This is a genomic window from Pseudomonas sp. SYWMCR5 (genome assembly GCF_057197165.1).
This window is the reverse complement of record NZ_JBXUNH010000002.1, coordinates 679,147-699,431: the sequence shown is the minus strand read 5'-3', so window position 1 is coordinate 699,431 and position 20,285 is coordinate 679,147. Positions and strand designations below refer to the sequence as shown.

Below are 20,285 nucleotides of genomic sequence, written 5' to 3'. Positions count from 1 at the left end.
GTCAGGGCTTGCCGCTGCCGCCCTGGCTACCATTACCTTCCGAGCCGCTGCCATCCATGCCGGGCAGATCGCGGTTGTCGTTCTGCCGTGCTGGCGGGCTTTCCGGGTCGTTGCCCTGAATGCGCGGATCGGTATCGCGCGGCATGGGTTTCTCGACCGGATTGAGGGTGCTGTCTACACCAGGTTGCGGTGCAGGGTTGTGCGGATCGTCCGGGTAGGTGGTGCCGGTGCCAACCGCCATGGCCAGTGGTGAACAGAGCAGGGCGGCGAGCAGGCAGGTACGGGTCAGGGATCGCTTCATGGGGCAAACTCCTTTGCACAGGACAGGGGCGTCTTCCTCTTGGGCCCCGTCCTGCTCAGCAAGGTGCCATTACCCCGACCGGCGGTCACACCACCATCGACAACAGCATGATGAAGATGATGCCGACCACGGACAGGATGGTCTCCATCATGCTCCAGGTCTTGAAGGTCTCGGCCACGGTCATGTTGAAGTACTGCTTGACCAGCCAGAACCCGGCATCGTTGACGTGGGACAGAATCAGCGAACCAGCGCCGGTGGCCAGTACCAGCAACTCACGGTTGACTCCCGGCACCAGCTCGATCACCGGCGCGACGATACCGGCGCCGGTGATGGTCGCCACGGTGGCCGAACCTGTGGCGATACGGATCACCGCCGCCACCAACCAGGCGAGCATGATCGGTGAAATCTCGGCTTGCACGGCCATCTGCCCGATCACGTTGCCGACGCCGGTGTCCACCAGCATCTGCTTGAAGCCGCCGCCTGCACCGACGATCAGCACGATTGCCGCGGTGGGCGCCAGGCTCTGGTCGAGCATCTTCATGATCTGCTGGCGGCTGAAGCCGCGGGCCGAGCCGAAGGTGTAGAACGCCAGCAGCAAGGCGGCGAGCAACGCGCTGATGGGGTGGCCGATCAGGTCCATCCACTGGCGCACGATATGGTCGGTGGGCAGCACCACATCGGCGAAGGTCTTGAGCAGCATGAGCGCCACCGGCAACAGCACGGTGACCAAGGTGATGGTGAAGCTTGGCAGGTTTCTCTGGTCGGACTCGCGGGCGATCTGGTCCATCAGCTCCTGGGACGGGTTGCCGGGGATATAGCGGGAGATGAAATTACCGAACAGCGGCCCGGCGATGACTGCCGTGGGCAGCGCCACCAGCAGGCCGTAGAAGATGGTCTTGCCGATGTCGGCATGGAAGATGCCGATCGCCAGCAATGGCCCTGGGTGCGGCGGCACCAGGCCATGCACCACCGAGAGCCCTGCCAGCAGCGGGATGCCGATCTTCACCAGCGACACCCCGGAGCGGCGGGCGACGATGAACACCAGCGGGATCAACAGCACGAAGCCGATCTCGAAGAACAGTGGGATGCCCACCAGAAACGCGGCGAACATCATCGCCCAATGCACTTTTTGCTTGCCGAAGGCTCGGATCAGCGTTTGTGCGATCTGGTCGGCGCCGCCGGAGTCGGCCATCAGCTTGCCGAGCATGGTCCCCAGCGCGAGGACGATGCCGACAAAGCCAAGCACGCCGCCGAAGCCGTCCTGGAACGACTTCATGACCTTGGCCACCGGCATGCCGGAGGTCAGGCCAAGGAAGCCTGCGGCGAGGGTCAGGGCGACGAAGGGATGAACCTTGAAATGGGTGATCAGCAGGATGAGCCCGACGATGGTAACCAGCGCGTCGAGCAGCAGGTAGGTATCAGTAGCCAGTCCGAACATGGGGTCTATGCCTCGGTCTTGTCGTTGTTGTAATGGCGGAGCTTGAGTGAACTTTTGACGCTCGGAGGCGTCGAGACAGCGCTGTCTTTGGTGAGCCGGGAAACCGCCGGGTCAGGCAGTTCGCGCCAGAGGCCGGTCACCGCAGGGCTTTAGCCAGTCATGCACGGATTCGGCGAGTGCCTCGATCGGGCGCGTGGCATCCAGCGCCAGCGTGAGCGGTTCGCCAAACGGTGCTTCAAGGGTCGCAAACTGGCTGGCGATCAGGCTGGCGGGCATGAAATGGCCGGGGCGGGCGAGCACCCGTTTCTCGGCCTCCTCAGGGCTCAATTCGAGAAAGACGAAGCCCAGGCCCGGCACGGCCTGGCGCAGGGTGTCGCGGTAGCGGCGCTTGAGCGCCGAGCACGTGAGAATCGGGCGTTCGCCAGCCTGGAGAATGGCCTGCAATTCTTCGCCCAGGCGTACCAGCCAACCGGCACGGTCGTTGTCGTCGAGGGGGATGCCGGCGCTCATCTTCTCGATGTTTTCGGCAGGGTGGAAGGCGTCGCCCTCGATCAGGCGTCCGCCGCTACGCGTAGCAATGGCCTGGCCGACGCAGCTTTTGCCGCAGCCTGCCACGCCCATGACCACGATGGCGCGAGGGGAAAGGTTCATCGATACCTCCTGCGGGGTAAGACAGCGCTGTCTCACGCTCGACGAGCAGTGGTGCAGGCGCCACCCTCCCGGGTGTTATTGATCTTGTGATACGCAGTATGGACGCTGCGGCAATTATTACGTTGCCTGCGTTCTGAGACAGCGCTACCTTAGTGACCGTTCCCACTTCTTGCAAGTAGTAAAATTACAACATTCATGACCCGCACCGGCTCCCGCACCACAGGTCGTCCCACTCTGGCCGAAGTCGCCAGACTTTCAGGGGTTTCTCCCATTACCGCTTCGCGCGCGCTGCGCGGCGTCAGCACGGTTGCACCGGAGCTGGTGGAAAAGGTCATTGCCGCCGCCGCGAGCCTGGGCTACGTGGCCAATCCGGCCGCCCGGGCCCTGGCGTCGGCGCGCAGCCAGTCGGTGGTGGTACTGATTCCGTCCCTGTCCAACCAACTGTTCATCGACACCCTGGAGGCGATTCACGAGGTGATGCGTCCACGCGGGCTGGAAGTGCTGATCGGCAACTATCATTACGACAGCGCCGAGGAAGAGAACCTGATCCGCAACTACCTCGCCTATCAGCCCTGCGGCATCCTGCTGACCGGGTTCGAGCGCAGCGACGCTTCGCGACAGATGCTCGCCGCCAGCGGTGTGCCCTGTGTACACATGATGGAGCTTGGCGGGGAGCCGGGCGCGTTGTCGGTGGGGTTCTCCCAGCAGCAGGCTGGGCACGCCGCGGCTCGCCACCTCATCGAACGCGGGCGCAGGCGCCTGGGCTTCATCGCTGCGCAGCTCGACCCGAGGGTGATGCAGCGCGCCGAGGGGTTTCGCCAGGCGCTGCTGGAAGCGGGCTTGCAGGCACCGGAGCTGGAGATGCTGGACCCACAACCCTCATCGATCGGCCTTGGGGGCGAGCTGTTCAGTCGTTTGCTGGCCAAGGCACCGGACGTCGATGGCCTGTTCTTCTGCAACGACGACCTGGCTCAGGGCGCAGTGCTCCAGGCGCTGCGCCAAGGTGTCGAGGTGCCGAGGCAGGTGGCGATGGTCGGCTTCAACGACCTGCCGGCCTCGGCGCACATGGTGCCGCGCCTGACCTCGATCCGTACGCCAAGGGCCGCTGTGGGGCGCAGTGCCGCGCAGGCGCTGTTGAGCCTGCTCGATGGCAAGCGGGTCGCGCAGCAGCAGCAGGACATGGGCTTCGAACTGGTAGTGCGGGAAAGTACCTGACCGGGTGTGGGGGCGGTCGAAGCCCTCTGCGAAACCGTCTAATCACAAGGTGATATCAGATCGCTTGCACGGCAGCGGGGCCCATCTATGCTCAGGAAACCCCTGCGCATACAAGGAGGCCCGGCGCATGTTCGAGTACCATCGCAAGTCCGATCTGATCGAGATTCAGCGGTGCCGCCAGGCACTGGCGGGCATGGAAGCCAAATTAGCTGCGATCAGTCGCTCCATGGCGATGATCGAGTTCGCCCCGGATGGCAGCATCCTCGACGCCAACGACAACTTCTGCGCAACGATGGGCTACAGCGCCGAAGAGATCCGCGGCAAGCACCACCGTCTGTTCTGCGACCAGACCTATGCCAAGAGCGCCGAGTACCAGCAGTTATGGCATGAGTTGGGGCAGGGCAAGGCGATCAGCGGTACGTTCGAGCGTATCGACAAGGCGGGGCGCGAGGTGTGGCTGGAGGCGAGCTACATGCCGGTGCTCGATGATCAACAGCAGGTTACCAGCGTGATCAAGGTCGCGGCCGACATCACCCGCAGGGTCAACGAAGAGCACGAGAGCGAAAGCCTGCTCAAGGCCATCGGTCGCTCGATGGCGGTGATCGAATTCACTCCCGAAGGGCGGGTGATCACGGCCAACCAGAATTTCCTCGACACCATGGGCTATCGCCTGGAGGAAGTCACGGGGCGTCATCATGGATTGTTCTGCCTGCCCCATGAGCGCGAATCAGCCCAGTACCGGGAGTTCTGGGCATCGCTCAACCGGGGCGAATATCACTCCCACCGCTTCGAGCGGGTCAACAAGCAAGGCCAGACGGTGTACCTGGAGGCCTCCTACAACCCGATCTTCGATGGCAAGGGCCGCCTGTACAAGGTGGTCAAGTTCGCCAGCGACATCACCAGTCAGGTCAGCACCCAGCAGAGCGCTGCCGATGCTGCTCACGCAAGCTCCGTGCAGACCGACGCCTGCGCGCGCAAGGGGACCCAGGTGGTGCAGCAGACGGTGCAGGTGATCGAGCAGATTTCCGAGGAGCTCAATGATGCGGCACGCAGCATCGATGCCGTGAGCAAACAGTCGGAGCTGATTGGGAAGATCGTCCTGACCATTCGCGGGATTGCCGACCAGACCAACCTGCTGGCACTCAATGCCGCCATCGAGGCCGCCCGGGCAGGTGAGCACGGGCGTGGTTTCGCGGTTGTGGCTGACGAGGTGCGCAGCCTGGCGGCGCGCACCAGCAAAGCGACGCTGGAGATCGTCGAGGTGGTGCGACAGAACCACGATCTGTCACTGACGGCGGTGGCCAGCATGCAGTCGAGCCTGTCGCGCACGGGGTTGGGCGTGGAGCTGGCCAACGAGGCCGGCACCGTGATCATGGAGATCCAGCAAGGCTCACGTCATGTGGTCGATGCAATCAGTCAGATCAGTTCGACGCTGCAATTGCATTGAGTCCCTCGCGTAGCTGATGCTCCAGGCCCTGGAGGTTTGCCTCCAGGCGCTCGAGCAATGCATCGCTGGGCGCTTCATCGGCCAGTGCTTGTTCCAGTGTTTCGCAATCGCGAACCACCCCCCTGACCTTGAGCATGCGCGCACCCCCTTTGATCCGGTGCACCAGCGTTTTCACCTGTTCCGATGTGCGGTCTGGCCCCAGTTCTCGCAGGGCCTGCAGATCTTGCGCGGTACTCTGGGCGAGTTGTTCGAGCAGACGCCGGGTCAGGTCCACGTCGTCCTGGGTGAGATGGCGCAGCTGAGCGATGTCGAAACCAGTGGCAGGTGGTGTGTCTTCGGTGAGCGGTGCCTCGGTGGTCGACGCCTGGGGCAAATGGGCTTTGAGGGTGCGCAGATCGATCGGTTTGAACAGGCATTCGTCCATGCCATCGGCCAGGCACTGTGCCTTGGCTTCGGCCTGGGCGTTGGCCGTGACGCCGAGGATTTGGCAGGGTTGCGCGCCGCGCTCGCGTTCCAGTGCGCGGATGCGCCGGGTCAGTTCGTGGCCATCCATGACGGGCATGCTGCAGTCGGTGATCACCAGGTCGAACGTTTCTGCCTGCCAGAGCGCCAGGGCCACCTCGCCATTTTCAGCCAGGCGCACTTTGTGCCCGAGGGTGCAGAGTTGCTTTTCGAGGACCATGAGGTTGGCGGGGTAGTCATCTACGACCAGAACCCGCAAAGGACCGGCCAGGTTGGTATCGCCAGGTTCAGGCGTGGTCTGCGCGACCAGGGGCTCGGCGCTCGGCAGCGACAGGCTTATATCGACTCGGGTGCCGATGCCCTGCAGGCTCTGCAGTTGCAGGACGCCGCCCATGAGCTGGCACAGCGTACGGCTGATGATCAGCCCCAGCCCGGCACCATGGCGCGCGCGCTGGCCGTCGAGTTGGGCGAAGGCCTGAAACAGCCTGGCCTGATCGGCTTCGCTGATGCCGATGCCGCTGTCCTGCACCTGCAGTTCCACCTGCAGGACACCTTTGGTTTGCGGCTGCGCGCTCAGACTGACTTCGACCTGGCCTTGCTCGGTGAACTTGATCGCATTGCTGAGCAGGTTGGACACCACCTGGCGCAGTCTTACCGGATCGACCGCGGCCCAGACCGGCGTCTCCGGGAGCCTGGTTTGCAATGTCAGCCCCTTGAGCCTGGCATTGGCTTCGAACGCGCGCAGGGTCGAACGGACCAACTCGACCAGGTCGGTGGCTACCGGCTGCAAGACCATGTGTCCGGACTCGATGCGCGAGATGTCGAGAATGTCGCCGATCAGGTCGAGCAGTCCGAGCGCGGCATCGTGTGCAGTCTGCAAACCCTGTGGGTCGCTGCGGCCTTTACGGTTGTCTTCGAGTGCCAGCTCCAGCAGCCCGATCACCGCGTTCATGGGGGTGCGAATCTCATGGCTCATGATTGCCAGGAAGCTGCTCTTGGCCTGGCTGGCACGCTCAGCATCCTCTTTGGCCACGCGCAGTTGTTCGAGCAGGCTGCGGCTGAGTGTGAGCTGCGCTTGCAGCGCTCGTTGTGCTTCGCTGCGTTGGTGGATCAGCTTGCGTAGATAGCCGTTCCAGAACACCACACCGGCCAGCAGCAGCGTCGAAAGCACCAGTACCTGCAATGCCAGCGAGCGGTAGTTGCCCCATAGGCTATCGCTGACGACGGTGCTGGTGCGCCAACGGTTGACCAATTGGTCCAGTTCTTCCGGCGGGATACTCAGCAGCGCCTTGTCCATGATCGACTGCAGTTGTGGCAGGTCAGGCGCTACCGCAAAGGCCATGGCTGTATGACTGTCGTCCTGCAAGCCGGCGATGCGCAACTTGTCCTTGAACACATGGGTCAGGTAGTAGGATGCGCTGATGTTGCTGCTGAGTGCGATATCGGCATTGCCTTTGGCAACCGACTCCATCATTGCCAACACGTTGCTGGCCTCGACCACCCGAGCCTCTGGATAACGCTGGCGCAGCGCGACATGCTGGGAACCATCACGTACGAGCGCGATGCGCTGCCCTTGAAGAGGGGTAGACGGAGTGCTGCCGCGGCGCACGACCTGCACGTTCGGGCTGACCAGGTAGGGGCGGGTGAAACGTAGGCGCGATGCACGTGGCGTGCTGTAGTCCAGAGCTCCGATCATCTGTGCATCGCCCCGTGCCACCTCATCGACCATGGCGGCTACGGAGTCGCGTTCGACGATGTCGAAACGCAGGCCGGTGCGCAACTCGATCTGTTTGAGAACGTCCAGCGTGATGCCGCTGGGTTGCTGCTGGGAGTCGTTGAAAGTCAGCGGTGCAAGGCTGGGATTGATCAGCACCCGTATCCTCGGAGCGCTGGCCAACCAGCGCTGTTCTTCACCGGTGAGCGTGGAAGGGCGCCGTTCAAGGAGCAGGCTGGTGTTGCCGCTGGACCAGCGCCGCAGGATGTTCAGGCGCTCGCTGTCAGTGATCCTTTGCAACGCCTGGTCGACCAGATTCAGCAGTCTGACGTTGTGTTGGTCCAGTGCAAAAGCGAAGGCACCTGCAGGCGTCTGGACGAAATGGTCGATGCGCACCAGGCCTTGATAGGCCCGTCCAATGGCGAAGTCCGAGCTGATGGCATCGCCGATGTAAGCATCGGCATCGCCTAGCGCCACGGCGCTGAGGCCTGCCTGGGTCGAGCTGTAGAGGGTCAGATGCGCCTCGGGGTACAGGGCTTGGACAGTCGTCGTCGGCAGGTAGTGGTCGACCATCGCCAGGCGCAGGCCGGTCAGATCCTCACTGTGTAGTTGGGGACGGTCCTGACGCGTGACGATTACCGGAAGGTCGTCGGCATAAGCTTGGCTCAGGGACAACTGAGCATCGGCCGCTTCGAAACCGTTGGAGCTGCCAAGCAGGTCGATCTCCCCCTTGTGCAGGGCTTCGATGGCCGCCGTGCGGCTGGCGAAACGGCGTACTTCGACCGGAATGCCCAATTGCTCGCCGATCAGGCCTGCATAATCCGCGCTCAATCCCTCGTAGTCGTGCGGGCTGACATTGATTTCGAAGGGCGGATAGTCAGGGCGCGAGCTGCCCAGGATCAGCACCTTGCGCTCGCGCAGCCATTGGCGGTCGCTGTCGCTCAGCGGCAGCGCGGCACTGGCGCTGATCGAGCGGGCCAACAACTGTCGGGGTTCGTTTTCGCCAGCTGCGGCGCCCGATACCAGCAGGACGGCCGCTGCCAGTAGCAGGCCGCCAAGGGTGTGCTTCATGAGCGCGAGGCTCAATTCACGTGGTTGCGTTTGGCCAGGTCGACCATTTCGACCAGCGACTCGGTCTTGAGTTTTTCGCCGATTCGGCCGCGGTAAGTACTGATGGTCTTGGCGCTGAGGTTCATGGCTGTCCCTATGTACTTGTTGTTTTCTCCCCGCGCGAGCCTGCGCAAGACTTCCATTTCCCGGTTCGACAGGCTGTTGAGCCGTACCGTTTCCGATGCCAGGGTGTTGCTGTTCACCGACATCTGCGGAAACGTCGAATAACCTTTGACCAGTGCCTTGAGCGCAAACAACAGGGCATCGAGGTCTTCGTCCTTGTTGACGAAAGCCGCGATCCCGGCATCCAGGCAGCGACGAACATAGAGGTCGGAGGACTGCCCAGTGAGTACCATGATTTTTGGCGCAGGATCGAGCAATTGCAAACGCTTGATCACCTCCATGCCATCCAGGCCTGGTAGCCCAATATCGAGAATCACCACTTTTGGGGCAAGCTGGCGTGCCATCTGTACGGCTTCGATGCCATTACCCGACTCGCCAACGACATCAAAGCGTTCGCGTTCGAGCAGGATGCGCACGGCAAGGCGAACTGTGGGGTGATCATCGACCATCAGTACGGTGGTCATGGGAAAACTCCTGTACGAAGTAATGTTCGTTCCTGACGTTATCCAGGAATGGGTCTGTAGGGCCAATCTGGCTGCAGGCACGATACGTCCATCAGAAAGCTTTGATAATGGCGAGTATAGGCGCGTTGAAAAAGCCGCCACTGGTTGGTGAAAAGTCTTACAAAAAAGCGGCGCGTGGGGCGGCGACGCCGCTCGCGGGCCGTTATGGGGTGAGGATGCTCAGGTAGAGCGCAGACAAGCTGGGTGAGGTTTGTTCACGCGTTGCGTGGAGGCGGGATTGTTGATCAGCGCAGTGCCGACCCGCGTCGGGCGTTGCCGCAATTGTCCTGCGCAATTCGGGCACTGTCCCTGCAGATGGTGCTCGGCGCAGCGGCGACAGAAGGTGCATTCGAATGAGCAGATCAACGCGTCAAGGGTATCGGGGGGCAAATCGGTATCGCAACATTCGCAATTGGGGCGTAGCTCGAGCATGGCGCAACTCCGGTACGGACAGTGATGCGCCAGTGTCGGTCGCTGGACGCTGGCTGACAATCCTCAGTCGCCGGGGCGATACAGGTGGGCGTGGCCGGCGCGGTACAAGGCCGAGTCGGCAAATGGCGCGTCGCCTAGCACGTGGCCGACGAGAATCAGCGCAGTGCGTCGGAAGCCTTTGTCGGCAACAGCGTCGACGATATCGGCGAGGCGGCCCCTGACCCAGTCCTGGTCGGGCCAGGTTGCGCGGTGGATCACTGCCACCGGGCAATCTGCCCCATAGTGCGGCAGCAGCTCGTCGACGATGCGCGGTAGATGGCGTACCCCCAGGTGGATGGCCAAGGTACTGCGGTGGCGCGCCAGGTCCGCCAGCTGCTCGCCTGCCGGCATCGGCGAGCGATCGCCGTAGCGGGTCAGGATGACGGTCTGCGAGATGTCCGGCAGCGTCAGTTCACAGCCGAGCAGGGCGGCGCTGGCGGCTGTGGCGGTGACGCCAGGAATGATCTGGTAGTCGATGCCCTGTTCGCGCAAGTGGCGGATCTGTTCGCCGATGGCGCCATACAGGCTGGGGTCGCCGCTGTGTACACGGGCGACATCCAGCCCCTTGTCATGGGCGTCGCGGATGGCGGCGATGATCTGCTCGAGGTGCAGTTCGGCGCTGTTGATCACGGTACTGGCCGTGTGGCCTTCAAGTACCGCGGGCGGTACCAGTGAGCCGGCGTAGATGATCACCGGGCATTGGCGGATCAGGCGTTGGCCCTTGACCGTGATCAGCTCCGGGTCGCCGGGGCCGGCACCGATGAAATAGACCGTCATGGCAAGTCCTTGAAACGTGAAATGAAAAGCGATTATCCGTTGCTGGCCAGGGCAAGGGTAGCGTCACCGAGCACCTGCCGAGTGACTGTCAGGATTGGCGAGCGCTGACCCTCGTCAGCCAGCGCCAGCGCTGCGCTTTCTGCCACTCCCCAACAGCCCGTGGCGTTGAAGGCCATTTCTGAGCGGTAACTGAGCAGGGGCAGGAATGGGTGCAGTTGCTGGGCGCTGTATAGCGTCAGGGGCAGGCCGAGTTGCTCGGCCAGTTGCCGCAGGCCGGGCTCCTGAGCCTTGAGATCGATGCTGGCGATACCACGCAAGGCGGCCAGCTTCAGGCCGTTGTCGGCCAGCGCAAGGTGCAGCAGGGTTTCCAGAACCGCCGCCGGGCAACCCCTGCGGCAGCCGAAACCGACATATAGCGCGGCCATCAGGCCTGCGCGGAGCGGCGGTAGAGCCAGGCGCTCAGCAGACCCAGTGCGACCCAGAAGGCTGCGTTGGTCAGCCAGGAGGCAACCTTGAACTGTGCTTCCAGCGCTTCGGGCGCCAGGCTTTCATGCACCAGTGGCTGAGGGGCGCCGATCAGGTGCGGTACCACCAGCAGCGCTGCGCCGAGCACCTTCAGCAGCCAGTGGCGCGCGAAGACCAGCAACGCCAGGCCCACAGCAGTGGCGGCGGCGGTGCCTATCCACCAGGTCTGGCGTTGACCCAGATCGGCTGCGGCGGTGCCAGGCAGTTCGGGTGGCAGGCCCAGGGTCGGTGCCAGGCAGAACACGGCGAAGCCGCCCAGGCCCCACAAGGCACCCGTACTGACCCGACCAGGTTCGCGCAGGCTGTAGAGTGCGGCGAGGATCAGCGCGAAACCGACTGCCACTACCAGATTGCCGCCGGCAGTCGACAGCACCCGCTGCCAGCCATCTTCCGGCGACCAGGCTTCTGCGTCGTGTTCATGGCCCCCGGCACCTTCACCTGTGTGTTCGTGCTGCTCGGTGGGCGCCGCGTTTTCATAGGTTTCGGCCTGGAGGATCAAGGGCGCGACCCAGAAACTCTGCAACAGCGTCAGCAAAAGTGCGGCGAGCAGGCCACTGAAGCCTGCAGTTCGAGCGATACGCTTGATCATTGTCGGGCACTCAGTGGCAAGGGAAGGCGGCGCTGTGGCGGGTATCGTGGGCAGCGTTGTGCACCGCCTCGAGATGGGAGAACCCGGCGAAGTACACCAGGCACAGGCCCAGCAGGCTGGCGCCGACCGCAACGACGAGGCGCTGGCTGAGGCTGACGGGGGTTGCGATGCTGTGTTTGGCGCTGGTGACGGACATGACGCATTCCTCTGCTTTTTTTCATGGGCGACAGGAAGCGCGGCAACCCCAGGCGAGAACCGCCCAGGGACATGCAACAGCGCCCGCCCACCGCGGGGTGTGATCACAAGACGTCGGGCCGGTCTCCGGGCTGACGAGCAGGAGCATGGCTCCTGGGGAGAGCGTCACCTTCCCATGCCGAACTGCCGACACAGTGGATCAGACGCTCGCTCGCTTACCGTTGCGGGGGCAGCACCGGACTTGTCAGGCTCATGAAGAGCCATTGACGCACCGGTTTCCCGTTTCACCCCTGCAAGGGGCACCCTACGTAATGTATTAGGAGATCACGGCCATGCTTTGGTCGTCAATTCTTGTTACGAATCGCGCAGGCGTAGCGACTGGAAATCATCAACCTGCCTTGCACGTCGCACTTTTTGGCGTTCAGGGGCTCTATGCATGGCCAGGCTGTGCCGATTTCCGGCCCGGCCGCTGACCCTGGACCCCGGTGCAGATGCCTGTTCCTGCCTATCGCCGCCGTGCCCGCCTGTCGCTGGTGGGTGTCTTGATCGCCCTGTGCGCGTGCACCGGGCAGCAGGGGCGCGACGTATTCACCCAGTTAGGCAATGGTCATCCCAGCGAGTTGTTCCAGACCAGTGTCGACCGCATGGCGACCTTGTCCATGCGCGACAACCTGCAGAGCCTGTATCTGCTGATGAACAAGCTCTACCTGCGCAACCCCAATCAGTGGAAGCAGTCCGGCTATCTGGACGCGGCCACCGCCGAGCGCCAGATCCGCCAGGCCATCGAGCAGCGCCAGCCATTGCCGCAACTGGGCGAGCGCCGTGACCTGGCGGCGCTGAGCTACGCCTTGAGCCCGGAGTTTCGTGGAGATCGAGTCGGGGCGTTCATCTATGCCATCGGCAGCATGTTGATTACCGCCCACGGTGGGCGCACCGAGTTCTACATGACCGATGCGATTGATCCACTGTTCGTCAATAACGCCGCGCGCAACATCGAAAAGGCTACCTGGATGCTCAGTCAGCGCCAGGACGCCAATGGTGTGTTGCTACTGTTTTCCAACGAAATCTCGGAGGAGGGCAGCAACCTCAGCTTTGCCGTCGAATTCGGCAAGATCGTGGCGCGCCTCGATCTGCTGGCGCAGATGCTGGATGAGCGTTATCGACGGATCGGCCTCAATTACGCGCAGAGCCTGTTATTGATGAATTTCCTGCCGGTGCAGTGATCGTTACCCGTGGTTTCACAGCAATGCTTCGATCGCGCGTCGATAGCGCTGGCCGGCCAGGCTCATGCTGTTGTTGTGGCTCGCTCCCGGCACCAGGAGCAAGGTCTTGGGCTGTTGGGCCGCCTCGAACAGCGCCTCGCTGAAGCGGGGGGGCACATACCGATCATCCAGGCCATGCACCAGCAGCAGCGGCAAACCGATATCGGCGATCTTGCCCAGCGAGTCGAATCTCTGCGACAGCAGCCAGCGCACCGGCAGTGTGGTATCGGCCACTGATGCCGCCGCGTCGCCAAGGGAGGTGAAGGTGGATTCGAGAATCAGGCCGCGCGCAGGTACAGGCTTACCTTGCTGGCGTGCCTGGCGTGCGAGCTCCGAGGCAAGCTCCACAGCGACCGCACCGCCCAGCGAATGGCCGAAGATCAGGCGCTTGCCCGGCACCGGCTGCAACTGGGCGAAGCGCTCCCAGGCAATTCGGGCGTCCTCGTAAACCGTGGCTTCGGACGGCAGGTCGCCTCGGCTCTGGCCAAAACCGCGGTAGTCCACGGCCAACACCGAATAGCCCATGGCGTGCAACTGCTCGATGCGGAACATCTGGCCGGTGAGGTTCCAGCGTACGCCGTGCAGGTAGAGTATCGCCGGCGCATCGGCGCGTTTGGCCGGCCACCACCAGGCATGCAGGCTCTGGTCGCCGGTGAAGTTGCGCGGGCGCAGGTCCAGTTCCTGTACGTCGGCCGGCAGGCCCCTGAACCAACTGGCCTGGCCCGGCTCGATACGAAACACCAGTTCGCGCTCCTTGTGCTGCAAGACCGCGCAGCCCGCGGGCAGGCCCACCACCAGCAGGGCCATGGCCAGCCACATGAGCCAGCGGCGTTTGAAGTGAGTGAGCAGGGTGTCGGTCATGGGTGTCATCAGGCTGCTGGGAATCGTCGTTTTTAGCAGAAGCCATGGCCTCGCTGCAGGCAATTTTTCCCGAGCGGTGCTGACACATGTTTGCAAGCTGTTTCCCCGGTGCCATCGAGGGGCTCTGCACGCTTGCCGCCGCGGGCGCCGAGGGGTAGGTTTCCCTGACCCTGCCGATGGAAGACTCACCTTGGACTCGATTACTCAAGCCGTACTCGGTGCCGCCCTGCAAGGTACGGTGCTCGGTCGCATCCAGGGCCGCCGTTCGCTGCTGTATGGCGCCGCGCTGGCCACCTTGCCCGATCTCGATGTGGTGATCCGGTATGCGGACCCCGTTTCGCAGATGACCTATCACCGTGGTTTTTCCCACTCGATCTTCGTCCTTACCGGTCTGGCGCTGCTGCTGGCGTGGCTGGTGGCCTGGGTTGGGCAAAGGCGCTGGCCCGACAAGGGATACCGTTGGCCCCGGTTGTTCGTGGCGTTCTGGCTGGTGCTGGTCACCCACCCTCTGCTGGACGCGTTCACGGTCTATGGCACGCAATTGTTCTGGCCGCTGCCGCTCATTCCCGAAAGCTGGGCGGCGGTGTTCATCATCGATCCGGTCTACACCGTGCCACTGCTGGTCGCTGTGATCTATGCCGCGTGGCGAGGGCTGAGCGGCAAGGCGATACCCCTGATGACGGCAGCCCTGGTGTTCAGCACGGCGTATCTGGGCTTTGGGCTGGCCGGGCGCATGGCGGTCGAGCAGCGTTTCCAGGAGGCCTTGGGCCGCCAGGGCGTTGCGGTCGATCACCTGCGTGCAGTGCCCATGGCCTTCAACAGCCTGGTCTGGCGGGTGCTGGCCAAGACACCGGATGGTCATTACTACGAGGGCGTGAGCAGTGTGTTCGACCGCGAACCGCCCGAGATGCAGCGCCTGTCGCTGAACCTGGAGGCCGCCAAGGTGCTCGAGGGCGTCGCGCTGCACGAGCGGCTGCGCTGGTTCACCGATGACTGGCTGCGTTATGACGTGGTGGGCGATGTACTGGTGGTAACCGACCTGCGCATGGGCATTCCCGGTAACTACACCTTCCGTTTCAGCATGGCTCACCGCGACAGCCAGGGACAGTGGGTGGTCGATACCCCGGCGAACTGGCGTGGCGGTGCCGCGATGTTCAACGGCCATGACCTGGGGCTGATCTGGCGTCGTATCCTCCAGCAGCAGCCTCCGCTGCCCCTGGCGGCCTGGACCACACGCTACCTGAACCCCTCGGCGCAATCCGAGGTGGGGCACTGAACGGCCGCTCGAGCGGGCTCGACCTGGTCAAGTGGACGGCGATCCTGAGCATGGTCGCCGATCATTTGCGCTACCTGTGGCCCAGTGCCGACGGGTTGTTCGTGATCGGGCGACTGGCCTTTCCACTGTTCTGCCTGGTCATCGCCTGTCATGTCGCGCGCGGCCAGCCAGGCGTGCTGTACACCCCCGCCAACGCTCGCTACCTGAGCTGGATGCTGGCCTTCTCGATACTTGCCGAAGGCCCGTACCGGTGGCTGGACAATGGCTCGCATACGCTCAACGTCATGCCCACCCTGACCCTTGGCCTGCTGGTCGCCTGGGGGGTGAGGCACCCGCAGCCTGCTGCGCGCATTGTCGGGCTCGGTAGTGCCGGGCTGGCGCTGGTTTTCAGTGATCGACTGATGTACGGCTTGCCGGGGGTGTTGCTGCCGGCGGCCTGCCTGGTGCTGTGGTCGCGAGGTTGGCCGGGATGGCTGGTGCCCTGTCTGTTGGCAATGGGCGCCAACCTGACCAACAGTTGGTTGCGGGCACATCCCTGGCAGCCTTTTTCCCTGCTGGTGCTGGCCACAGCTGCAATGGCACTGCCATTGGGTTTGCGGATGCTGGCCTACCAGGGGGCGTCCATCGTGCCTGTAGGGCGCTGGGCCTACGGGTTCTATCCCTTGCACTTGATGGCGATCAAGGCCTTGCAATACCTGGATCTGCCCCCATCCTAGGGAGCCTCGGATATCCAGGAACAGTCCCATGGAACCCAACCGCTTCGGCGACATCGCAGCCTTCGTCAGTGCCGTGAAGGCCGGCAGCTTCACTGCAGCCGCCGAGAGCCTGGGCCTGACCCGCTCGGCGGTGGGCAAGAGCATCGCACGCCTCGAATCGCGCATGGCGGTACGCCTGCTCAACCGCACCACGCGCAAACTGAGCCTGACCGATGAAGGCCAAGTGGCGTTCGAACGCTGGCGGCAGATCCTCGAAGACCTGGACGAAGTCGAGACCACCATGGCCCAGCGCCGCGGACGACCGACAGGCACCCTGCGCCTGACGGCCCCGCTGTCGTTCGGCCAGCGTCACGTGCTGCCGATCCTGGATGTCTACCTCAAGCAATGGCCGGAACTGCGCGCCGATATTCGCTTCACTGACCGTTTCGTCGATCTGGTGGAGGAGGGGGTGGACGTTGCCGTGCGCATCGGTGCGCCCAAGGAGGACTCGCAACTGCTGACGCGTACCGTGGCGTGGCAGCAGTTCGTCACCTGCGCTGCGCCCGAGTACCTGCAGCGCCATGGTGTGCCCCAGGTACCGGCAGACCTCTATGGGCACGACAAGATTGCTTTTCTGGCGGGCGAGAAGGCCAGCCCCTGGCGTTTCCACACCGATGAAGGGCTGCACCTGTGCGAAGAGCCCGGGCGCTTGAACATCGACAGCTCCGAGGCCATGCTCGATGGCGCCCGCGCCGGTTTCGGGCTGATCCATCTACCCACCTACATCACCGGCAACGACTTGCGCGCCGGAACGCTGGTCGAAGTGCTCGCAGGTTTCCGGCCGCCGGCCGACCCGATTCGTATCGTCTACCCCAGCAAGCGCCACTTGTCGCCGCGGGTGCGAGGCTTCATCGACCTGCTGGTCGCCCGGTGGGAGCACGGAGTGCCGTGGGAACACTGATTGGGGAATGGAGGGACCGGGTGTAGGGCCCGCCTTGCGGTTTATCGCTCAGGCGTGGCCCGGGACACTGTGCAGTCATACCCGTCACGACTTATGGAGACGCCATGACTGCGTTGTCTGTCCTGGACCTGGTCATGATCGGCGAGGGCAAGACCCTGGCCGATGCGATCGAGGAATCCCGCCAACTGGCACGTCACGTCGAGCAGCACGGTTACGCTCGATACTGGATCGCCGAACACCATGACATGCCCGGCATCGGCTCTGCCGCCACCGCGCTGGTAATCAACGAGATCGCCAATGCCACGCGGCATATTCGCGTGGGTGCCGGTGGCATCATGCTGCCCAATCATGCCCCGCTGGTGGTTGCCGAGCAGTTCGGTACGCTTGATACCTTGCATCCGGGGCGCATCGACCTGGGGCTGGGACGTGCCCCAGGCAGTTCCGGGCCGACCGTACGTGCGTTGCGCGGCGTCGCGCCCGAGCGTGACTTTGGCCAGGATATTGCCGAGCTGCGCGACTACCTGGCCGACAACGGCCAGCGATCGGTGCGCGGGGTGCCGGGCAAGCACGAGGTGCCGGTGTGGATATTGGGCTCCAGCCTGTTCGGTGCCGACCTTGCGGCCCGGCTCGGCTTGCCTTATGCCTTCGCCTCTCATTTCGCCCCGCGCTACCTGTTGCAGGCCATCGCCCATTACCGCGCGAACTTCCAACCCTCGGCGCAACTGGCCAAGCCCTACGTCATGGTGGGCATGAATCTGTTCGCTGCAGCCAGCGATGCCGAAGCCGATTACCTCGCCAGCTCGCACCGCAAATGGATGCTCGATCTGCATGTCGGACGTCATGGCCTGCTGCCCTTGCCGCAGGAAGGTTATGTCCAGGGTTTGCCGGGCCATGAACGAGCGGTGCTGGAGCAGGTGATGGCCTGTACCATAGTCGGCGGACCGCAGCGGGTGAGGGATGGGTTGCGCGCACTGATCGAACAGACTGGCGCCGATGAGTTGATGATCGATTGCCGGATCCATGACCCGTTGGCGCGCCTGCGCTCTCACGCGTATGCGGCGCAGGCCCTTGCCGACCTGAACTGAACGCGGTGGCAGGCGCCAAAGCACGGCCTGCCATTGCCGGCCTTCACTGTGCGTCTTTCCAGCCCCCGCCCAGCGCGGCATAGAGGTTCACCTCTGCCAGCAGTTGCGCCAGCCGGTCGTTGATCAACCCCTGCTGGGCGCTGAACAGCGAGCGCTGGGCGTCGAGAAAGGTCAGGCTGCTGTCCACGCCAATGCGGTAGCGGTTGCGGGCCAGGTCGTAGTAACGCTGTGTAGAGGCCACCAGGTCGCGTTGGGCCACCAGTTGCCGCTCATACGTGGCGCGCGCGGCCAGACCGTCAGACACCTCCTGGAACGCGCCCTGAATCGATTTCTCGTAGCGGGCGACCTCGATTTCCTTTTGCAGGCGTGCATAGTCCAGGCTGGCCCGCAGGCTGCCGGCGGTGAACAGTGGCAGGTTGATCTGCGGCTGGAACAACCAGGTTCCGGTGCCGCCGTCGAACAGCCCGGACAACTCGCGACTGCTGCTGCCAGCGTTGGCGGTCAGGCTGATACTGGGGAAGAATGCCGCCCGTGCAGCACCGATGTCGGCATTGGCGGCGCGCAACTGGTGTTCGGCTTCGAGGATGTCCGGGCGACGCTGCAGCAGTGCCGAGGGCAGGCCGGCTGGCAAACCGACGATCTGTGGCGAGGCCAGCGGCAAGCTGGGCGTGCGCTCATCGAGGGGCGCGCCGACCAGCAGGGTCAGCTGGTTGATATCCTGGGCAACCTGGCGCTGGTAGCGCGCTACTGCAGCACGGGCGGTGTCGACGCTGGTCTGCGCCTGGATCTGCTGCAATGCCGACGCAGTGCCGGCGCGGCGCTGACCTTGGGTCAGGCGCAGGCTTTCCTGGTCGGCGATCAGGGTCTGGCGTGACAGTTCGAGCAGTTCCAGGTCGGCACGCCAGGTCATGTAGCTGCTGGCCACGCTGGCCACCAACCCCAGTTGCACACTGCGTCGGGCCTGTTCGCTGGCGAGGTAGGTCAGCAAGGCCTTGTCGCTCAGGCTGCGCAGGCGGCCGAACAGGTCAAGCTCATAAGCGCTCACCCCGAGCGTGGCGGCGTAGGTCTGGGTAATGGCGCCTTCACCGGTTCCGGTCATGCGCCTCGGCAGGTACTGACGCTGGCCCTTGGCGTCGGCGGACACCTTGGGCAGCAACTCCGAGCGCTGGATACGAAACTGCGCGCGATAGGCTTCGACGTTGAGCGCTGCGACGCGCAGATCGCGGTTGTTGAGCAATGCGTTATCGATCAATTGGCGTAGCAACGGATCCTGGAACACTTCGTGCCAGTCGTCGTGCTGATGGCCGTGCGTCATGTCGCCCTGGGTGGTCTCCCCCAAGGGAAATTCAGGGGCGACAGGCAGGGCGGGGCGTTGATAGTCGGGGGCCAGGGTGCAGCCGGTCAGCAACACCGCCAACAAGGCAGCAGAGTATTTGGGCATCGCGGGTTCTCTGGGGTCAGGCACCGGCCATCCATCTGGCCAGGCCGTGGCGGCCACTGACGCCAAGCTTGGCGGTGGCGCGTTTGAGGTAGGTTTCCACTGAGCTGTTCTTCACGTTCAGGCGTTGGGCCATTTCCGGCACGGTGCCGCCGGTGAGCAGCCCCAGGCAGACTTCCTGCTCGCGACTCGACAGTTGCACCGCTTCCTGGGCCAGGCGCTCGCCGAAGCCGTGGCGCAACGCATCGGGCATCGCCGCGCCTTCGCCCTGGCCGTGCACCGGGTGTTGTGCATGGTGTTCGAGCAAGGGCAACAGGGTGTCGGAGAGGCGCTTGAGCAGCGACAGTTCGCCGAGGGAAAAGGCTGTCTGGCTGGGCGGGCGATGGAAGCAGATGACCCAACGGCGGTCGCCATTGCATGACACCAGGTTGCACTGGTGCGCGCTGGGTTGCGGGTTGCCGGTGACATGCGGCGCCCTGACCTGAATGAGCAGGGGATCCTTCATCTGCAGAATGTTCTGCAACAGCGGGTGATTGGGCTGATCAGGCGGAGGAAACTCCTGGGCCAGCCCTGCGCCGCCCAGCACCTTGACCCGGGTGACGCCGGTCTGTCGGGCATCCAGGGTCCACTCGCTCAGGTCGAGCCGGTGAATCGGCACGAGGCTGTCGACCAATTGGAGCATGCGCTCGGCAAAATGAATCTCGCCGGTGCTGGCGATCAGTTCTCCCAGTTGCAGGTAGAGGCGCGCGTCGTGGTGATGTTCGAGGCTGCGGGTCAGCTTCATGTCCTGTTCATCCTTGAGTCGGGTGCTGCGCGGGCGGGTGGCGAATGGGCTCACGCCTTGGCCGGTCGAGGGTGCGCTATTCAAGCCCGGGCCCGGCGCCTGCGTCTGTAGTGGAAACCGGGGACAGAAAATGGCATCGATTCGGACAAAATGGGGGGATGAATCGGACAGGTTGAAGGCAGATCTGTCTGTATTAGTCGGCAAATTGACGTCAGAAAGCCGCTGTTGCCACCACGTTTGCCACGGCTGGCGCGGCGGGTAGGCTATAGAAGGGGCTGATATGTAGCTGATTTCCTACATAAAAATCAGCGACCGTGGACGCGCGGACGACTGTCCGGGTTTCCGGGGCCATACAGGTTACGGAAGCGGTGCTTGAATCCGCGGACGATCAACGGAGAAGGA

At 63.6% G+C, this 20,285-nt stretch carries 20 protein-coding genes, 1 pseudogene and 1 riboswitch; of the genes and pseudogenes, 8 read left to right on the top strand and 13 right to left on the bottom strand.

What is annotated here, in order from left to right; all coding sequences use genetic code 11:
• Nucleotide 1: 1 nt before the first annotated feature.
• The 3 genes from AC2CGW_RS08975 to AC2CGW_RS08965 all read right to left on the bottom strand — a co-directional run bounded on the left by AC2CGW_RS08975 (nt 2) and on the right by AC2CGW_RS08965 (nt 2,390).
• Nucleotides 2–289: a hypothetical protein gene (locus AC2CGW_RS08975; protein ID WP_484574014.1), complete on the bottom strand. Its 288-nt coding sequence runs from the start codon at nt 287–289 to the stop codon at nt 2–4.
• A gap of 97 nt (nt 290–386) precedes the next feature.
• Nucleotides 387–1,739 carry a GntP family permease gene (locus AC2CGW_RS08970; RefSeq protein ID WP_186665050.1) on the bottom strand — a complete coding sequence of 451 codons (1,353 nt, stop codon included), beginning with the start codon at nt 1,737–1,739 and terminating at the stop codon, nt 387–389.
• A gap of 111 nt (nt 1,740–1,850) precedes the next feature.
• Nucleotides 1,851–2,390 carry a gluconokinase gene (locus AC2CGW_RS08965; protein ID WP_186665048.1) on the bottom strand — a complete coding sequence of 180 codons (540 nt, stop codon included), beginning with the start codon at nt 2,388–2,390 and terminating at the stop codon, nt 1,851–1,853.
• Between the two features lie 195 nt (nt 2,391–2,585).
• On the opposite strand from AC2CGW_RS08965, the gene gntR reads away from it, so the two are divergent.
• The 3 genes and pseudogenes from gntR (at nt 2,586) to AC2CGW_RS08950 (ending at nt 5,052) form a co-directional block, all read left to right on the top strand.
• Complete coding sequence (gntR, locus tag AC2CGW_RS08960; protein ID WP_186665046.1) at nt 2,586–3,605, top strand: HTH-type transcriptional regulator GntR; 1,020 nt, start codon at nt 2,586–2,588, stop codon at nt 3,603–3,605.
• Between the two features lie 127 nt (nt 3,606–3,732).
• Nucleotides 3,733–4,515: pseudogene (locus AC2CGW_RS08955) on the top strand (PAS domain-containing protein); the annotation flags it as partial.
• A 42-nt stretch (nt 4,516–4,557) separates the two neighbouring features.
• Nucleotides 4,558–5,052, top strand: coding sequence for a methyl-accepting chemotaxis protein (locus AC2CGW_RS08950; protein ID WP_370672098.1), 495 nt, complete (start codon nt 4,558–4,560; stop codon nt 5,050–5,052).
• Here the strand turns inward: AC2CGW_RS08950 and AC2CGW_RS08945 are convergent.
• The 7 genes from AC2CGW_RS08945 to AC2CGW_RS08915 all read right to left on the bottom strand — a co-directional run bounded on the left by AC2CGW_RS08945 (nt 5,027) and on the right by AC2CGW_RS08915 (nt 11,522).
• Nucleotides 5,027–8,299, bottom strand: a complete 3,273-nt coding sequence (locus AC2CGW_RS08945; protein WP_484573900.1) for a transporter substrate-binding domain-containing protein — start codon at nt 8,297–8,299, stop codon at nt 5,027–5,029. The two genes, AC2CGW_RS08950 and AC2CGW_RS08945, sit on opposite strands and share 26 nt — an antisense overlap.
• A gap of 11 nt (nt 8,300–8,310) precedes the next feature.
• Complete coding sequence (locus AC2CGW_RS08940; protein ID WP_186665040.1) at nt 8,311–8,925, bottom strand: response regulator transcription factor; 615 nt, start codon at nt 8,923–8,925, stop codon at nt 8,311–8,313.
• Between the two features lie 219 nt (nt 8,926–9,144).
• On the bottom strand, nt 9,145–9,396 hold the full coding sequence (locus AC2CGW_RS08935; RefSeq protein ID WP_186665038.1) for a DUF1272 domain-containing protein: 252 nt from the start codon (nt 9,394–9,396) through the stop codon (nt 9,145–9,147).
• Between the two features lie 63 nt (nt 9,397–9,459).
• On the bottom strand, nt 9,460–10,212 hold the full coding sequence (gene cobM, locus AC2CGW_RS08930) for a precorrin-4 C(11)-methyltransferase (RefSeq protein WP_484573899.1): 753 nt from the start codon (nt 10,210–10,212) through the stop codon (nt 9,460–9,462).
• A 32-nt stretch (nt 10,213–10,244) separates the two neighbouring features.
• Nucleotides 10,245–10,637 carry a cobalamin biosynthesis protein gene (locus AC2CGW_RS08925; protein WP_484573898.1) on the bottom strand — a complete coding sequence of 131 codons (393 nt, stop codon included), beginning with the start codon at nt 10,635–10,637 and terminating at the stop codon, nt 10,245–10,247.
• The gene (locus AC2CGW_RS08920) at nt 10,637–11,326 is read right to left on the bottom strand and encodes a CbtA family protein (RefSeq protein ID WP_186665033.1); all 690 of its coding nucleotides are present in this window, start codon (nt 11,324–11,326) and stop codon (nt 10,637–10,639) included. Before AC2CGW_RS08920 ends, AC2CGW_RS08925 begins: the two co-directional genes overlap by 1 nt.
• 10 nt (nt 11,327–11,336) lie before the next feature.
• Nucleotides 11,337–11,522: a CbtB domain-containing protein gene (locus AC2CGW_RS08915; protein ID WP_063545029.1), complete on the bottom strand. Its 186-nt coding sequence runs from the start codon at nt 11,520–11,522 to the stop codon at nt 11,337–11,339.
• A 99-nt stretch (nt 11,523–11,621) separates the two neighbouring features.
• A riboswitch (cobalamin riboswitch) is annotated at nt 11,622–11,843 on the bottom strand.
• Nucleotides 11,844–12,012: 169 nt separating this feature from the next.
• On the opposite strand from AC2CGW_RS08915, the gene AC2CGW_RS08910 reads away from it, so the two are divergent.
• Nucleotides 12,013–12,744, top strand: a complete 732-nt coding sequence (locus AC2CGW_RS08910; RefSeq protein WP_288376723.1) for a hypothetical protein — start codon at nt 12,013–12,015, stop codon at nt 12,742–12,744.
• 15 nt (nt 12,745–12,759) lie between these two features.
• Here AC2CGW_RS08910 and AC2CGW_RS08905 read toward each other — a convergent pair whose 3' ends face one another.
• Nucleotides 12,760–13,644 carry an alpha/beta hydrolase gene (locus AC2CGW_RS08905; RefSeq protein ID WP_484573897.1) on the bottom strand — a complete coding sequence of 295 codons (885 nt, stop codon included), beginning with the start codon at nt 13,642–13,644 and terminating at the stop codon, nt 12,760–12,762.
• 190 nt (nt 13,645–13,834) lie between these two features.
• Between AC2CGW_RS08905 and AC2CGW_RS08900 the strand changes: the two genes are divergently transcribed.
• The 4 genes from AC2CGW_RS08900 (at nt 13,835) to AC2CGW_RS08885 (ending at nt 17,661) form a co-directional block, all read left to right on the top strand.
• The gene (locus AC2CGW_RS08900) at nt 13,835–14,920 is read left to right on the top strand and encodes a metal-dependent hydrolase (RefSeq protein WP_288376719.1); all 1,086 of its coding nucleotides are present in this window, start codon (nt 13,835–13,837) and stop codon (nt 14,918–14,920) included.
• Nucleotides 14,869–15,636 carry a TraX family protein gene (locus AC2CGW_RS08895; protein ID WP_484574013.1) on the top strand — a complete coding sequence of 256 codons (768 nt, stop codon included), beginning with the start codon at nt 14,869–14,871 and terminating at the stop codon, nt 15,634–15,636. Before AC2CGW_RS08900 ends, AC2CGW_RS08895 begins: the two co-directional genes overlap by 52 nt.
• Before the next feature lie 28 nt (nt 15,637–15,664).
• The gene (locus AC2CGW_RS08890; RefSeq protein WP_484573896.1) at nt 15,665–16,576 is read left to right on the top strand and encodes a LysR family transcriptional regulator; all 912 of its coding nucleotides are present in this window, start codon (nt 15,665–15,667) and stop codon (nt 16,574–16,576) included.
• 104 nt (nt 16,577–16,680) lie between these two features.
• Nucleotides 16,681–17,661 (top strand): LLM class flavin-dependent oxidoreductase, encoded by a 981-nt coding sequence (locus AC2CGW_RS08885; protein WP_186709674.1) that lies wholly within the window; start codon nt 16,681–16,683, stop codon nt 17,659–17,661.
• Nucleotides 17,662–17,704: 43 nt separating this feature from the next.
• On the opposite strand, the gene AC2CGW_RS08880 is transcribed toward AC2CGW_RS08885, so the two are convergent.
• Both AC2CGW_RS08880 and AC2CGW_RS08875 read right to left on the bottom strand, forming a co-directional pair.
• Nucleotides 17,705–19,102 (bottom strand): efflux transporter outer membrane subunit, encoded by a 1,398-nt coding sequence (locus AC2CGW_RS08880; protein WP_484573895.1) that lies wholly within the window; start codon nt 19,100–19,102, stop codon nt 17,705–17,707.
• A 16-nt stretch (nt 19,103–19,118) separates the two neighbouring features.
• Nucleotides 19,119–19,883: a helix-turn-helix transcriptional regulator gene (locus tag AC2CGW_RS08875; protein ID WP_186709689.1), complete on the bottom strand. Its 765-nt coding sequence runs from the start codon at nt 19,881–19,883 to the stop codon at nt 19,119–19,121.
• Nucleotides 19,884–20,285: the final 402 nt, after the last annotated feature.

Coding starts and splice junctions, on each gene's coding strand:
- AC2CGW_RS08970 (WP_186665050.1), bottom strand. CDS start 1,739: ATGTTCGGACTGGCTACTGATACCTACCTGCTGCTCGACGCGCTGGTT.
- AC2CGW_RS08965 (WP_186665048.1), bottom strand. CDS start 2,390: ATGAACCTTTCCCCTCGCGCCATCGTGGTCATGGGCGTGGCAGGCTGC.
- gntR (WP_186665046.1), top strand. CDS start 2,586: ATGACCCGCACCGGCTCCCGCACCACAGGTCGTCCCACTCTGGCCGAA.
- AC2CGW_RS08945 (WP_484573900.1), bottom strand. CDS start 8,299: ATGAAGCACACCCTTGGCGGCCTGCTACTGGCAGCGGCCGTCCTGCTG.
- AC2CGW_RS08940 (WP_186665040.1), bottom strand. CDS start 8,925: ATGACCACCGTACTGATGGTCGATGATCACCCCACAGTTCGCCTTGCC.
- AC2CGW_RS08935 (WP_186665038.1), bottom strand. CDS start 9,396: ATGCTCGAGCTACGCCCCAATTGCGAATGTTGCGATACCGATTTGCCC.
- cobM (WP_484573899.1), bottom strand. CDS start 10,212: ATGACGGTCTATTTCATCGGTGCCGGCCCCGGCGACCCGGAGCTGATC.
- AC2CGW_RS08925 (WP_484573898.1), bottom strand. CDS start 10,637: ATGGCCGCGCTATATGTCGGTTTCGGCTGCCGCAGGGGTTGCCCGGCG.
- AC2CGW_RS08920 (WP_186665033.1), bottom strand. CDS start 11,326: ATGATCAAGCGTATCGCTCGAACTGCAGGCTTCAGTGGCCTGCTCGCC.
- AC2CGW_RS08915 (WP_063545029.1), bottom strand. CDS start 11,522: ATGTCCGTCACCAGCGCCAAACACAGCATCGCAACCCCCGTCAGCCTC.
- AC2CGW_RS08910 (WP_288376723.1), top strand. CDS start 12,013: ATGCCTGTTCCTGCCTATCGCCGCCGTGCCCGCCTGTCGCTGGTGGGT.
- AC2CGW_RS08905 (WP_484573897.1), bottom strand. CDS start 13,644: ATGACCGACACCCTGCTCACTCACTTCAAACGCCGCTGGCTCATGTGG.
- AC2CGW_RS08890 (WP_484573896.1), top strand. CDS start 15,665: ATGGAACCCAACCGCTTCGGCGACATCGCAGCCTTCGTCAGTGCCGTG.
- AC2CGW_RS08885 (WP_186709674.1), top strand. CDS start 16,681: ATGACTGCGTTGTCTGTCCTGGACCTGGTCATGATCGGCGAGGGCAAG.
- AC2CGW_RS08880 (WP_484573895.1), bottom strand. CDS start 19,102: ATGCCCAAATACTCTGCTGCCTTGTTGGCGGTGTTGCTGACCGGCTGC.
- AC2CGW_RS08875 (WP_186709689.1), bottom strand. CDS start 19,883: ATGAAGCTGACCCGCAGCCTCGAACATCACCACGACGCGCGCCTCTAC.